Origin of the sequence: Nocardia sp. NPDC051787 (genome assembly GCF_040681325.1) — a bacterium.
In the GTDB taxonomy this organism is placed as follows: domain Bacteria; phylum Actinomycetota; class Actinomycetes; order Mycobacteriales; family Mycobacteriaceae; genus Nocardia.
This window is the reverse complement of record NZ_JBFAYO010000004.1, coordinates 54,729-68,338: the sequence shown is the minus strand read 5'-3', so window position 1 is coordinate 68,338 and position 13,610 is coordinate 54,729. Positions and strand designations below refer to the sequence as shown.

At 66.3% G+C, this 13,610-nt stretch carries 15 protein-coding genes and 1 pseudogene; 9 read left to right on the top strand and 7 right to left on the bottom strand.

Annotation, left to right across the window (positions count from 1 at the left end; genetic code table 11):
• Positions 1 to 63: 63 nt before the first annotated feature.
• Positions 64 to 1,017 (top strand): ATP-dependent DNA ligase, encoded by a 954-nt coding sequence (locus AB0M45_RS05525; protein ID WP_364323243.1) that lies wholly within the window; start codon positions 64 to 66, stop codon positions 1,015 to 1,017.
• 20 nt (positions 1,018 to 1,037) lie between these two features.
• Here AB0M45_RS05525 and AB0M45_RS05520 read toward each other — a convergent pair whose 3' ends face one another.
• Genes AB0M45_RS05520 through AB0M45_RS05505 form a run of 4 tightly spaced genes read right to left on the bottom strand, consistent with a single transcriptional unit; the run spans position 1,038 to position 4,293 of the window.
• Complete coding sequence (locus AB0M45_RS05520; RefSeq protein ID WP_364323241.1) at positions 1,038 to 1,385, bottom strand: VOC family protein; 348 nt, start codon at positions 1,383 to 1,385, stop codon at positions 1,038 to 1,040.
• Positions 1,386 to 1,416: 31 nt separating this feature from the next.
• A complete protein-coding gene (locus AB0M45_RS05515; protein WP_364323239.1) occupies positions 1,417 to 2,364 on the bottom strand; it encodes an alpha/beta hydrolase in 948 nt (315 codons plus the stop codon).
• A gap of 18 nt (positions 2,365 to 2,382) precedes the next feature.
• Positions 2,383 to 3,141: a glucose 1-dehydrogenase gene (locus AB0M45_RS05510; RefSeq protein WP_364323237.1), complete on the bottom strand. Its 759-nt coding sequence runs from the start codon at positions 3,139 to 3,141 to the stop codon at positions 2,383 to 2,385.
• A gap of 24 nt (positions 3,142 to 3,165) precedes the next feature.
• Positions 3,166 to 4,293: an LLM class flavin-dependent oxidoreductase gene (locus tag AB0M45_RS05505; protein ID WP_364323235.1), complete on the bottom strand. Its 1,128-nt coding sequence runs from the start codon at positions 4,291 to 4,293 to the stop codon at positions 3,166 to 3,168.
• Between the two features lie 219 nt (positions 4,294 to 4,512).
• Here AB0M45_RS05505 and AB0M45_RS05500 point away from each other — a divergent pair, with 219 nt between their 5' ends.
• The 4 genes from AB0M45_RS05500 to AB0M45_RS05485 are packed head-to-tail and all read left to right on the top strand — an operon-like array spanning position 4,513 to position 8,614.
• Positions 4,513 to 5,268, top strand: a complete 756-nt coding sequence (locus tag AB0M45_RS05500; RefSeq protein ID WP_364323233.1) for a glucose 1-dehydrogenase — start codon at positions 4,513 to 4,515, stop codon at positions 5,266 to 5,268.
• 13 nt (positions 5,269 to 5,281) lie between these two features.
• A complete protein-coding gene (gene kstD, locus AB0M45_RS05495) occupies positions 5,282 to 7,006 on the top strand; it encodes a 3-oxosteroid 1-dehydrogenase (protein WP_364323231.1) in 1,725 nt (574 codons plus the stop codon).
• On the top strand, positions 7,006 to 7,737 hold the full coding sequence (locus AB0M45_RS05490) for a glucose 1-dehydrogenase (protein ID WP_364323229.1): 732 nt from the start codon (positions 7,006 to 7,008) through the stop codon (positions 7,735 to 7,737). The genes kstD and AB0M45_RS05490 overlap by 1 nt, the downstream gene beginning before the upstream one ends.
• Positions 7,738 to 7,795: 58 nt before the next feature.
• Positions 7,796 to 8,614 carry an SDR family oxidoreductase gene (locus AB0M45_RS05485; protein WP_364323227.1) on the top strand — a complete coding sequence of 273 codons (819 nt, stop codon included), beginning with the start codon at positions 7,796 to 7,798 and terminating at the stop codon, positions 8,612 to 8,614.
• 111 nt (positions 8,615 to 8,725) lie between these two features.
• On the opposite strand, the gene AB0M45_RS05480 is transcribed toward AB0M45_RS05485, so the two are convergent.
• Positions 8,726 to 9,352, bottom strand: coding sequence for a hypothetical protein (locus AB0M45_RS05480; protein WP_364323225.1), 627 nt, complete (start codon positions 9,350 to 9,352; stop codon positions 8,726 to 8,728).
• On the opposite strand from AB0M45_RS05480, the gene AB0M45_RS05475 reads away from it, so the two are divergent.
• The 3 genes from AB0M45_RS05475 to AB0M45_RS05465 are packed head-to-tail and all read left to right on the top strand — an operon-like array spanning position 9,351 to position 11,054.
• A complete protein-coding gene (locus AB0M45_RS05475) occupies positions 9,351 to 9,680 on the top strand; it encodes a hypothetical protein (RefSeq protein WP_364323223.1) in 330 nt (109 codons plus the stop codon). The genes AB0M45_RS05480 and AB0M45_RS05475 overlap by 2 nt on opposite strands.
• Positions 9,658 to 10,191: a DUF6879 family protein gene (locus AB0M45_RS05470; protein WP_364323221.1), complete on the top strand. Its 534-nt coding sequence runs from the start codon at positions 9,658 to 9,660 to the stop codon at positions 10,189 to 10,191. The genes AB0M45_RS05475 and AB0M45_RS05470 overlap by 23 nt, the downstream gene beginning before the upstream one ends.
• The gene (locus AB0M45_RS05465) at positions 10,191 to 11,054 is read left to right on the top strand and encodes a helix-turn-helix transcriptional regulator (protein WP_364323219.1); all 864 of its coding nucleotides are present in this window, start codon (positions 10,191 to 10,193) and stop codon (positions 11,052 to 11,054) included. The genes AB0M45_RS05470 and AB0M45_RS05465 overlap by 1 nt, the downstream gene beginning before the upstream one ends.
• Before the next feature lie 34 nt (positions 11,055 to 11,088).
• Here AB0M45_RS05465 and AB0M45_RS05460 read toward each other — a convergent pair.
• Positions 11,089 to 11,325: pseudogene (locus tag AB0M45_RS05460) on the bottom strand (transposase); the annotation flags it as partial.
• Positions 11,326 to 11,350: 25 nt separating this feature from the next.
• A complete protein-coding gene (locus AB0M45_RS05455) occupies positions 11,351 to 13,057 on the bottom strand; it encodes an AMP-binding protein (RefSeq protein WP_364323217.1) in 1,707 nt (568 codons plus the stop codon).
• Between the two features lie 187 nt (positions 13,058 to 13,244).
• Here AB0M45_RS05455 and AB0M45_RS05450 point away from each other — a divergent pair, with 187 nt between their 5' ends.
• Positions 13,245 to 13,535 (top strand): hypothetical protein, encoded by a 291-nt coding sequence (locus tag AB0M45_RS05450; protein ID WP_364323215.1) that lies wholly within the window; start codon positions 13,245 to 13,247, stop codon positions 13,533 to 13,535.
• Positions 13,536 to 13,610: the final 75 nt, after the last annotated feature.

Below are 13,610 nucleotides of genomic sequence, written 5' to 3'. Positions count from 1 at the left end.
TGGGAATCCAGTTCGCCACCTCCGGTGATTGACCGGCGCCCGGTGGTGGGGGAGGGTGGAGCGATGGCGGGAGGCGAGCCGCGTCACGGGGTCGAACTGTCCAATCTCGATCAGCCGTTGTTCGGCGAGGCCGAGGCGAGCAAACGGGATCTGGTGGACTATCTGGAGTTCGCCGGGGAACGGTTGCTTGGAGTGCTGCGCGGACGGCCGCTTTCGGTGGTACGGGTGCGGCCGGGACAGGAGCCGTTCACACAGAAAAACCTCCCGAAGTACACGCCGGAGTGGGTGGCGCGGACGAAGGTCTGGGCGGCGAGTTCGCGGCGGGAGATCACCTACGCGCTCTGTGACGACCTGCGGACCCTGATCTGGTTCGGTAATCAGCGGGCGGTCGAATACCACCCGACCCTGTTCCTCGCGGAATCCGCACCGGAACCTACACATCTTGTGCTCGATCTCGATCCCTCACCGGGACAGACTTTCGCCGACGCCGTAGCAGGTGCCCGGTTGATCCAGGAAGCGCTGACTGCGGAAGGGCTGTCCGGAGCGGTGAAGACGAGCGGTTCCAGGGGATTACATGTGTTCGTGCCGGTGGTTCCGGGGATCGATGTCGAGGACGCCGCCGCGGCCACTCGCGCGATCGCGGCCCGAGCCGAGCGCATCGATCCCGGCCTCGCCACCACCGCGTTCATCAGGGACGATCGCGAGGGCAAGGTGTTCCTCGACTCGACCCGCGCCGGCGGTGCGACAGTTGTCGCGGCTTACAGTCCCCGCATACGTCCCGGCACCTCGGTATCGTTCCCGCTCGCGTGGTCGGACCTCGATGATGTGGCGCCCGCGGACTTCACCCTGCACACGGCGCCGGACCTTCTCGCGGACGCGGACCCGTGGGCCACGGCCATGCCCGCCCCGCAACGACTTCCGGCGGATCTCGTCGCCGAGGGCCACACCATTCCGGTGGCCCGGGTGCAGGCGATGCACGAGGGCAAACGGCGCGCCCGCGCCCGCCGCGCGACCTGAAACGATCGTCGCCGAAAGGCTCAGATCTCGAGGGGTTCGTAGATGGCGATATGCCACGGCGAACCGGGGGTCGGCCGCAGGACCGCGCGGCGCTCATGCGGTCCGATGGCCGGTTGTCCTATCTCGAAACCCTTGGCGCGCAGACGATCCAGAGTCGCATCCAGGTCGTCGACCTTGATCGCGAGGAAGGGGGTGTCGTCATCGCGGTCGGTGTCCGCGAGCATGACGCGGACGCCGTTGGTGTCGAACTGCGCCCAGCGGTCGCCGTCGACGACGGTCGGTTCGGCGCCGAAGACGGCGGACAACAGCGCTACGGCGGCGGGCAGGTCGTCGGTGGGGTAGGCGGAGCCGATCCGCTGGATTGTCATTGGTCTCCGTAACGGTTCCGTGGTGACGGCTTCAGGGGCGGCGCTCGGCGTGCGCGGCGCGTACGACCGAGAAGGCGGCGGTGTTCGCTCGCACGGCCTCGGGCAGATCGCCGGCCATGCTCATGAAGCCGTGGAACATACCGTCGTAGCGGCGGATTTCGACAGCGACACCGGCTTGCCTCATGCGCTGCCCGTAGCATTCGCCTTCGTCGCGCAACGGGTCGAACTCGGCGGTCACGATGTGGGCAGGCGGCAGCCCGGACAAGTCGGCGCACAGCGGGTTCGCGTACGGGTCGGTGCCGTCGTGCGAGTCCAGGTACTGGCTCCAGTACCACCGCAAATGCGCGGCGGTGGTGAAGTAGCCCTCGGCGTTCTCGCGGTAGGACTCGGTGGCGCAGGCCGGGTCCAGCATGGGATACAGCAGCAGTTGCCGGGCGATCCGCGGCCCGCCCCGATCGCGTGCCATCAGCGCCATGACGGCGGCGAGGTTGCCGCCCGCGCTGTCCCCGGCCACGACCAGACAGTCGGGATCGCCGCCCAGGGATTCGGCGTGGTCGGCGACCCAGCGCAGTGCCGCGTACGCGTCTTCGGCAGCCGCGGGGAACCGGTGTTCGGGAGCTTGCCGGTAGTCCACCGACACGACGATCGCGTCCGTTCCGTTGGCCATGGCCCGGCAGAACTGGTCGTGGCTGTCGAGGCTGCAGATCACGAATCCACCGCCGTGGCAGAAGACCACGACCGGTGCCGGGGTGGCAGCGCCGGCGGGCCGATAGATCCGGACCCGGACCTCCGGTGCGCCCGGCGGTCCGGGAATCCACCGCTCCCGTACCTCCGCGACGGGAATCGGCTCGACAGCGGGAGCAGGACGGTCTGCGAGTAGCCGCCGCGCCTCGGCGGCATCGAGCACCGCGGTGCCCAGTTCGGGAAACGCGGCACTCGCGGCATCGACGATCACCTTTGCCCGAGGTGTCAGCGGCATCGGACCTCGCTCCTTCGGCTATTGGTGGGCTTCCGGCGGCAGGAACTTGCCCGCTGCCAGGCCGCCGTCGATCGCCACCTCGGCGCCGGTGATGTAGGCCGAGGCGTCCGAGGCCAGGAACGCGACCAGTTCGGCGACCTCCTCCGGCACGCCGGTGCGCTGCAGCGGCAAAGTCGGGAAACTGCCCGGACCGGTGGTCAGGTACGGGACCATCGGGGTCGCGATCGGGCCCGGGTGTACCGAGTTGAACCGGATTCCGGCCGGGCCCAGCTCGAGGGCCGCCGTTTTGGTCAGACCCCGTAGTCCCCATTTCGAGGAGCCGTAGGCGGCGTGACCCATGAGTCCTTCGAGGCCCGCCTGCGAGGAGATGTTGACGATCGAGCCGCCGCCCGCCTGCGTCATCGGCCCGGCAACCGCCTGGATGCCGCGGAATGGGCCGATCAGGTTCACGCGCAGGATCCGCTCGAGTTCCTCGGGCGAGGTCTCGGTGAGCGGCCGGGCGGTGTAGATGGCGGCGTTGTTCACCAGGACGTCCAGCCTGCCGAAAGCCGAGACCGCCGTGGCGACGGCGGCCTCCCAGTCGTCACCGCGGCTGACATCGTGCCGGACGAAACGTGCCGCATCGCCGAGGGTTTCGGCCAGCTCCTCGCCTTCGGGCGCCAGAACGTCGGTGATCACCACACGGGCGCCGCGCTCGACGAACAACCGCGCTTCGGCAGCGCCCTGTCCCCGGGCGGCGCCGGTGATCAGCGCGACTTTTCCATTCAGGTCAACCATGGTGTTCCTTGATGTTTCGCCGGATCAGCTGTTGCGGAAGTGGGGGATGACCTTCTCGCCCCAGTGCCGGATGGTCTCCAGGCAGGCGTCCTGCGGCACCGTGCCCATCTGAATGAGGCAGAGAATCTCGTCGGCGCCCGCGGCTTGCAGACGTTCGACGTAGGCGATGGCGTCCTCGGGGCTGCCGTAGGCGTGCTCGACATTGAAGACCGAGGTGGCACCGGCTTTCACCGGGATCTTGGCCTCGTGCAGGTAGGCCACGTGGTCGTCGGCGGCCTGTCTGATCGCGGCGACCTCGTCCACGTTCGGATCGACGGCCTCGTCGGGGGCAGGGCCCGCACCGTAGTAGTGCTTGATGGACTGGGCGAAGAAGCGCTGCCCGCGGGCGCCGATCTGCTGGGCTTTCTCCCGGTCGTCGAGGACGATGGTCGGGCACAGCGCCGCGAAGTGATCGTTCACGACGCTCGACACGAAACGCTCACCGGTGCGGGCGGCGATCGCCTCGTCATAGGTGCGGCGCAGTTCCGCGATCTCTTCCACCCCCGCGAAACCCAAGACCAGCGCGCCGATGCCATAGTCGGCGGCCATCTTCAGGGTGTCCTTCTTGGTGCAGGCCATGAACAGCGGCGGATGCGGCAGCTGCTCCGGTCGCGGCAGCAGCGAATGCGGCGAGACCTGGAGCAGCTCGCCGTGGTATTCGAATTCGGCTTCCGGGTCCTGCCACGCCTTGCCGATCATCCGCAGCGATTCCTCGACCTCCTGGTAGGTGCGCTCGGGGTCTACACCGCACATGGAGGTCTCGACCGGAGTCGCGCCGCGGCCCGCGCCGAGATTCAGCCGGCCACCGGACAGCACGTCGAGCATCGCGGCGCGTTCGGCCGCCCGCACCGGGTGGTTGAAGTTGAACGGCATGCACACCACGCCGTGCCCGATGCGGATCCGCTCGGTCTTGGCGGCCACCCAGGTCAGGAAGACTTCCGGGGCGCTCATGTGCGCGTACCACTTCAGGCCGTGGTGTTCGACCGCCCAGACGGTGTCGAACCCCATCTGGTCGGCCAGCACGGCCTGCTCGACGCAGTCGCGCAGCACTTGGTGCTCGTGCTCGCGCGACGGGTCGGCCATCTGGGCCTCGAAGATCATCGAGAACTTCATCCGGTCTCCTTCTCGCATCGCCCGGTCCAGGGCGTGTGGTGGTTTCGTCGGGTGGCTCGTCCGGCGCCGGACGGATGGAACTTGTATGCCTAATCGAAATATGACCGCTGGAAGCGTCTACGTCAGGAGCTGGTCCCGCTGGCCGGGACCGTCCCGTGCCGGGCGCCGATGGCCGTCTTAGCGTCGGTGCCAAACGACGGTCAGAGAGGACGGGAATCGGTGGGACAACTCGACGGCAAGGTGGCGCTGGTCACCGGCGGAGCGCGCGGTATGGGCGCCGAGCACGTGCGGCGGTTCGTCGCCGAGGGCGCGCGAGTGGTGTTCGGCGACGTGCTCGATCACGAAGGGATGGCGCTGGCCGCCGAACTCGGTGCGGCCGCACGATATGTGCACCACGACGTGACCAGTGCGGCCGATTGGTCTGCCGCGGTGTCCGCGGCGGTCACCCACTACGGGTGGCTCGACGCGGTGGTGAACAACGCGGGCATCCTGCGATTCGTTCCGATCGCCGAGATGGGCCTGGACGACTTCACCACGATCATGAATGTGAACGTGACCGGCACCTGGCTCGGCATCAAAACCGCCGCGCCCGTGCTCGCCGAGACCGGCGGCGGATCGGTGGTCAACGTTTCCTCCGTGGAAGGCTTCGTCGGCGCCGCCGGTCTATCCGCATACAGCGCGAGCAAGTTCGCGATTCGCGGCATCACCAAGTCGGCCGCTCGCGAGCTGGGGCACGTGGGCATCCGGGTCAATTCGCTGCATCCGGGCGGCATCGCCACGCCCATGACCGCGGGGGTGGCCGGAGCGTCCGGCGTCGACGGCGACGAGTTCTTCGCGAGCCTGCCGATTCCGCGCTGGGGGCAGCCCGTGGAGGTCTCCCATGTGGCGGTGTTCCTGGCGTCGGACGCCGCCAGCTACTGCACCGGGAGCGAATTCGTCGTCGACGGGGGCATGCTCACCGGTTGCGGCTACTGACGGAAGCGATGCGATGACTCAGGAATTCGAATTCGACGTGGTGGTGGTCGGTTCCGGTGCCGCGGGCATGACCGCCGCCCTGACGGCCGCCTACCGCGGACTGTCGGTGACGCTGATCGAGAAGAGCCGATCCTTCGGCGGTTCGACCGCACGTTCGGGCGGTGGTATCTGGATCCCCAACAACCCGGTGCTACAGCGCGAAGGCGTGCCCGACAGTCCGGAGCTGGCCCGCACCTATCTCCGGGCGGTGGTCGGCGAGCGGGTTCCGGAGGCCAAACAGCGGGCGTTCCTCGATCGCGGTCCCGAGATGATGCGCTACCTCGGCGCCCGCAGCAAATATTGGGAATTCCTCTACGACCGCGGCTATTCCGACTATCACCCGGAGTTCCCCGGCGGTCTTGCCCAGGGACGCAGCATCGAGCCCGCGCCGCTGGACGGACGGCTGCTCGGCGACGATCTGCACAAGATCAACCAGCCGACCATGTCCGGGCCCAAAGGAATCGCCTTCACCGTCAGCGACTTCCACGATCTCAACATGATCGCCCGCACCTGGGCGGGGAAGCGCACCGCCATCAAGGTCGGTTTACAGGCGGTGCGCAACCGGCTGCGGGGGCGGCTGCCGCTGAGCCTGGGCAAGGCGCTCGTGGCCCGGCTGTGGTTGTCGCTGCGTGATGCCGAGGTGCCGGTGTGGCTGAACACGCCGCTGACCGAACTGATCACCGAGGGGAACGCGGTGGTCGGCGTGCGCGCCGAGCGCGACGGGGCTCCGGTGGTGCTCAGGGCGCGCCGTGGCGTCGTGCTGGCGGCCGGCGGCTTCGAGCACAACCTGGAGATGCGCAAGCAGTACCTCAGCGGGCCACAGTCCACCGACTGGACCGTGGGCGCCACCGAAAATGTCGGCGAGGGCATCGTCGCGGGCCAGAAGGTCGGTGGCACCGTCGATCTCATGGATGACGCCTGGTGGGGCCCGTCCGTGCGCAACCCGGATGGGCCGCCGTTCTTCTGTTTGGCCGAGCGCTCCCAGCCCGGGGGCATCATGGTGAACCACGCCGGTGAGCGGTTCGTCAACGAATCCGCCCCGTATGTGAACGTGGTGCACACGATGTACGAGCAGGAAGCGACCGGCATCGGCCACATTCCGTCGTATTTCATCATGGATCAGCGCTTCCGGGACCGGTACCTGTTCCTCGGGAATTTCCCCAAACGCCCCCTCCCACAGAAGTATCGGGATGCCGGGATCATCGAGCAGGCCGACACCCTTGCCGAGCTCGCGGCGAAGATCGGCGTGCCGCCCGCGACGCTGACCGCGACGGTGCAGCGGTTCAACCGCTTCGCTCGTGCCGGTCGCGACGAGGACTTCCGGCGCGGTGACTCCGCGTACGACCGCTACTACGGCGACCCGACCGTGCGGCCGAATCCGTGTCTCGCCCCGATCGAGCAGGGCCCCTTCTACGCGGTCGAGATGGTGCCTGGCGATCTGGGCACCAAGGGCGGTCTGGTCACCGACGAGCACGCCCGCGTCCTCGACACCGATGGCCGTCCGATCACGGGCCTGTACGCGGCGGGCAACAACTCGGCCTCCGTGATGGGCAACGACTACGCCGGTGCGGGCGCGACCATCGGACCAGCCATGGTGTTCGGCTACATCGCGGCCGATCACATCGCCGGCGGCGAGCCCGGCACTACCGCGACAAGCACTGCGATCCAGGCGGATGCACATAGCAAAGGACGGCGTTGATGGGACGGGTAGACGGTAAGAACGTCATCGTCACCGGCGGGGCCCGCGGCATGGGCGCTGCGTTCGCGCGGCGGCTGGTCGCGGAGGGCGCCACGGTCGTGATCACGGATGTTCTGGTGGAAGAAGGTGTCGCGCTGGCCGCCGAGCTGGGCGACGCCGCGGCCTTCGTCCCGCTCGACGTCACCGAAGAGGCGGCCTGGACCGACGTGGTCGCTCAGGCCGAGACGGTGTTCGGGCCGGTCTCCGGCCTGGTCAACAACGCGGGCATCGTGCACGTCGACCCGATCGAGAAGCTGTCGGAAGCCGACTTCCGCAAGGTGATCGACGTCAACCAGGTCGGGGTGTTCCTCGGCATGAAGGCGGTGCTGGGGTCCATGCGCCGGGCGAGACGAGGCTCGATCGTCAACATCTCCTCGATCGGCGGCCTGATCGCCTTCTCCAACATCCTCGGCTACACAGCGTCGAAGTGGGCGGTGCGCGGCATGACCAAGACCGCCGCGCAGGAGTTCGCCGCCGACGACATTCGCGTCAACTCCGTGCACCCCGGGGTGATCGCCACGGAGATGACCGCCGATTCGGCACGCTCCCAGGGCATGTCGGCCAACCAGCCCATTCGCAGGCCCGGCCGCCCGGAGGAATTGGCCGATCTGGTGCTGTTCCTGATCAGCGATGAGTCGAGCTTCAGCACCGGCTCGGAATTCGTGGCCGACGGCGGCTACACGTCCCTGTGACAACCCCCCGGCAGGGCAAACCGGCGGGCCGACCGCCACGTGAGACAAGGAATCAACCGTGCAGAACTTCGAGGGCAGGACCGCGGTGATCACCGGCGCGGGCGCCGGAATCGGCCGCGCATTGGCGGTGGAGCTCGCCCGCCGCGGCGCCCGGCTGGCGCTGTCCGGCCGCAGCATGGACAACGTCGCCGAGACCGCGGCGCTGTGCGACAAGGAGGGCGCGCAAGCCCGCGCCTACCAGCTCGACGTGACCGATCGGGGCGCGGTCTATCGCCACGCCGACGAGGTGGCGGGCGACTTCGGCCGGGTGAACCTGGTGGTCAACAATGCGGGAGTGTCGCTCACCGCGAACGTCGAAGAACTCAGCTGGGCGGACTTCGAATGGATCGTGGGCATCAACTTCTGGGGCGTCGCCTACGGCACCAAGGCGTTCCTGCCGCACGTCATCGCCTCCGGTGACGGGCACATCGCCAACGTGTCGAGCATGTTCGGCCTGGCGGCCTGCCCCAGCCAGGGCGCCTACAGCGCGACCAAATTCGCCATTCGGGCGTTCACCGACGCGCTGCGGCAGGAGATGACCATCGCCGGGCACGCGGTGGGCGTCAGCAGCGTGCACCCCGGCATGATCAAGACCGAGATCGCCTGGAAGGCGCGGGCGGGCGGGGAACGCGATCGCGACGCGCTGGCCGCCAACTTCGACCGCCTGGCCAAGACCACGCCCGAGCACGCCGCGCGGGTCATCGTGAACGGCATCCGCAAGAACAAGGCGAAGATCTTGGTCGGCCGCGATGCGCACGTGATCGACTGGCTGCCAAGGCTTTTCGGAGCGAGCTATCAGAAGATTCTCACCGCTCAGATGAAGAACGAAGTCGCCTAGACCAGGCCAAGCGGCAAACGGTGTTGATTCTGGCAGGGGACGCCAACGATCGAGTCGGCTACCCAGGCCATGCGCTACTCCCACGCACGCACGGGTGTGTGGGCGTAGCCCTCACCGGCCCTGGGGCCTTATCCATGCGCCATGCTCGGCCGGTGAGAACATCCGGCCGTCGCTGAAACCCGGTGCCAATCGGGTGTAGGTGTTCTGGGGGTTGACGGTGATCACGTCTACGACCTTCACCAACTCCGGAGGCACTTCCCAACCGAGGTGCTGGACACCGGGAACGATCACGGCGCGTGCGTCCACCCGGCGAACAACGTTCAGCAGACGACTCAGGGGGCTGTCGGTCTCAGGGCCGAACACAACGGTTTTCGCAAGCTCGTACCCGAGCCGCTTTGCGATACTTCGAATCTGGATCTCGTCCGAGGTTTGCGAGACACCGGAAACATCTCGGCGCAAGTATCCGATCGCTGTTGGCCGTGCCCTCATCTGCTCACCTCGCTCGTAGCCGTTGGTGAGCATCCGACGCCGGGGAACAACCGTCCCGATGACCCACTGAGTGGACTCACCCGGCGTCGTGTGCTGCTGACTGACGCTACGAACCGGCAACCAGGCTTGTCTTCCAACTTGCGGATACTTGCGGAAATGGCTTGATCCGCACAAATCGCCGGAAAGCAGCGGAATAATGGGGATTTCCATTGCAAGGAGGCGCAAGCCGCAGACAGGAGTATCGATCATGCGTTTGCAGTTCCTCGGAAGCGGGGGGTCCGACAGGAACGGATGCCCCACCTTGTTCGCCACTGACCACGGATACGTCGTGCAGGCATGGAAGACCGACCGGCCCGATACGGTCGAGCTTCCTCATCTCCTGCTGGGCTTCGTCGAGCCGGATACCTTCATAGGCGCAGTCCTCACGGACACCGGGCGAGGTACGTTCCTCTTGGCGGGTAGGCCGGTCACGGATCTCGAGACGCTGGGGCAGATGGCGATCGAGGACAACGAGACCGCTATCGAAGTACCGAAGGCTGAAAGGACTTACTACGGTGGAGTTTCGCGGAGTCGATGACTGGGTTCATCCGTTCCACGAGTGCCGACATTCGGCCTTCCATATGGAGGTTCGCGACTCATACGCCGAACCTGCCGAATCGGAGGCGCTGCGACGGTTTCTGAACAACGAACCACCGCCGGAATACGACAAGAGTGATTGGCTCGGACTCATCCGGGACATGACCAGCCGAGGTGTCACGGTCAGTCGCATTCGAGTGGTCACCGTGCCACATGTCGGATATCAGCGCTGGCTACTATCGGTCACAGGGGAGAACGTAGAAGCGGGTGAAGACATTCGATATGTCCCGCGCCATTCGGTAGACCCCGAGATCGTACCGAGTGATGATTGGTGGTTGTTCGATGACGAATCGGTAGTCTTCAATCTCGCACACCTGGACGGAAAACCTGCTGGGACCGGGACAACAACCGACCCGGGAATTGTCGCATACTGCCGAGAAGTCAAGAATAAGCTCTGGCCATTTGCGACACCTTATCGGGATTACTACGTCGACTCGGCGAACACCCGGTAGTGACCAGTTCAGTTCAGGAGGCAAGACAGGCTTTCGGCCTGAGACTGCGAGAACTCCGTAAGAATTCGGGAATCTCGGGCCGGGAGCTTGCCGCACATCCCGGCGTACACGAATCGAAGATAAGCCGAATAGAGCACGGCAAGGCCACACCTTCCCCCGGCGATGTGCGGGCCTACTGTCGGCTCTGTAATGCCGACGACGAGTTGCCGGAACTCCTGGCGAGTCTGCACAATATCGACGCTGCGTATATGGAGTGGAGGCGGGTACTCGGCGCGGGAATCAAACGTGCTCAGCAGCTCGTCATGAAAAACGAGGCCGCCGCCGAGTTCATACGAAACTATGAGCCCCAGGTAATTCCTGGACTGCTCCAGACCGCCGAATACGCCGAAGCCAAGCTCCGAAGCGTCATCCAGTTCTACAATCTTCCAAACGACTTGGACAGCGGCGTATCGAAACGGATGGAACGTCAGCAGATACTCTACAAGCGCGGACGCCGATTTCATTTCCTGATCAGCGAGAAATCGTTGTACGGCACGGTCGGCGATGATGCCGTTATGCTCGGACAACTCGACAGACTGCTCTCGATAATCGGAATGCCGAGAGTCACGTTAGGAGTCGTCCCCCTCACTGCCGAGGTCATCGTATCCGTGGAGAATTTCATGATGTTCGACAACCGCGTGATCAAAGTCGAGGGTCACACAGCAGAACTGACCATTACCCAGCCACGAGAGATAGCGCTCTATGGTCGCGCGTTCGATATCCTTGCTAGGCAATCCGCAACCGGCGAGGCGGCGCGGACGCTGATCAAGAAGGCGATCAACGCCCGGCGTCGCAGTCCGATTAAGCATGACCTGACCGAATGAACATGGAGCCTGGACGGTGTAGGTGACCTCCGGCAGCGTCTTGGTGGGTCTGACCTTCAGTCATGCATCGGGCGGTATAGCCCCTGGTTCGCTGGTCGTAGCGCAGGCGCACGATCACCGCGACGTGCAGGGCCTGGTTGGCTTGCCGATCACCGCCGCGGTGGATGCGATGACGGACCGTCTTGCCAGAGGAAGCGTGGATCGGGGCGACGCCGCAGAGGCGAGCGAAGGCAGCTTCACTGGTCAGGCAGTCGCGGTTGTCGCCGATCGAAATCGCCAGTGTTCAGCCATAAGCTTTAAGAATGAGTCTTGGGGGCGTTGCATAACCCGGATTGCGGGAGTGGGAGGATCCGTTTGAGAACCTTTCCGCTGGCGTTGCGGGGTAACGACGCCACGAACTCGATGCGACGCGGGACCTTGTATCCGGCCATACGAGTACGGGCCCACGCGATGATCTCCGCCGTGTCGATATCGACGGTTCCGTTGCGGACGACGAAGGCGCAGCCCACTTCACCGAGCCGGGAGTCGGGGACGCCGACCACTGCCGCTTCGCGAATAGCGGGATGCATGAGGAGGATTCGCTCGATCTCGGCGGGGTAGGCGTTGAAGCCACCGACGATGAACAGGTCCGCGAGGCGATCGGTGATGCGCAGGTAGCCGTCGGCGTCCAGGGTGCCGACGTCACCGGCGTGCAGCCAGCCGCTGGAATCGATGGCGGCCGTTGTCGCCCCGGGATCATCGAGGTAGCCGTGCATCACGGTGGGACCACGAACGACGATCTCCCCCGGCTCACCGGCCGACACGGGCCGACCGGCCGCGTCCACGATGCGGACCTGCACTCCCGGCAGCGCTTTCCCGACCGTGCCCGCGATCAGATCGGCGGGCGCATCGGGCGGGCACACCGTGACGACGCCGTTCGATTCGGTCAGTCCGTATGCGGTGAACACCTTTTCGGCGCCGAGACTACGGCGGATCCGCTCCACCAACCCGGTCGGCACGCTCGAACCACCGGTACCCACCAGGCGCAGGGAACTCAGATCGTGGGCATGCCGCCGATCATGGTCGAGCAAATCATGGAAGAGCGTCGGAGGACCGGTCAGCACGGTGATCCGCTCGCGCTCGACGAGGCCGAACGCCTGCTCCGGATCGAATCGGTTCACCGGCACCATGGTGGCCCCGCGCAGCAGGCAGGCGATGACCCCCGCCTTGTAGCCGAAGGTGTGGGCAAACGGGTTGACCAGCAGATACCTGTCGTTGCCGGAGAGGGTGACCGCGTCGGCCCACCGCGTGAACGTCTCGATCGTCTGCCGGTGGGTGGCGGGCACACCCTTCTGGACACCTGTGGTGCCGGAGGTGAACAGAATGTCGGAGACTGCCTCCGCGTCCACGGAGGCGCTCCGCGCATCCGCCTCCGCCACAGGTACTCCGGTGGCGAGGGCGAGAAATCCAGACCACGACAGATCCTCATGGTGTGTCCGCCCGATGCGCCCGCCGATCCCATCGCGGGCAGGGTCGGCAAAGCGCTTCCGGGAGCGCGGGTTCGCATCATGGTTGCGGCTGGTCGGCCCGTGGAGGTGCACCGTCGTTCGCAGCTCCGGCAGCGCGTGTCCCGATTCCCGCAGCATTCGTGGGTAGTCGGTGCCGAGGAACTCGCGCACGGTGAACAGCATGCGACACCGGCTGCGAGCGAGGATCTCGGCCGTCTCGGGGCCGCGTAGCCGTGTGCTGATTGGTACGAGCGTCGCCCCCGCGCCGAGTACGCCGAGCGCGGCGATCACCCATCGCGCGCCGTTGGGTGCCCAGATCGCCACGCGCTCCTCTGGTTGTACCCCCAGCCACATCATCGCCCGCGTGACGCGCCGTGCTTCCGTGGCGAGCTCGGCATAGGTGAGCTGCCCCTTGGGTGTCACCACCGCAACACGCGCACCGTACCGTCGTGCCCGGTCGGCCACCACCGCGGGAATCGTCGCGAGCTCGCTGGTGGCCTCGCGCCATCGATCCATGCGGCGATCCTGCCGCACGAGCCGCTCGATGCCGCCCGATCAGTGCCACATATCCCGCTGACCGGGAAGATTCGCTTCCCTACACACTCCGGGCCCTGGCGTTGGCGCCGGTGTTCATCATCGGTGATTCGTTCGAGATCGTGCTGATCATCTGGCGCCGAACACTACCGCCGCACGCCGCCGAGCCGTGGCCGCGAGTGTCGGCATCCTCGACGTGACGCTCACCTCGGCGACGGCGTCGGCATCGATCAACGCGCCCACCGCCACGTTCGGCTCCCGCACCCATCGGCAGCGCCACCATCAGATCGGTGAGTCTGTGTGCGAAGACGTCCGCGACGCCGCGCTGGACGAGAACGCGGTTGGCGGCGGTGCAGTACCGCGCGGTGCCGGGCGCTGGCGGAACGTCCGCGGACCCCCTTCGGGCAGCCGCGGGCTGATCCTGCTCAGCGGGACCACGGCTACGGCAGGTGACCGTTGACACGGCAGGCTCGAATCGGGCGACAGCTGTGCCGGGCTGCGGTTCGCACCCGGCAGGACACAGTCCGGGTATGAA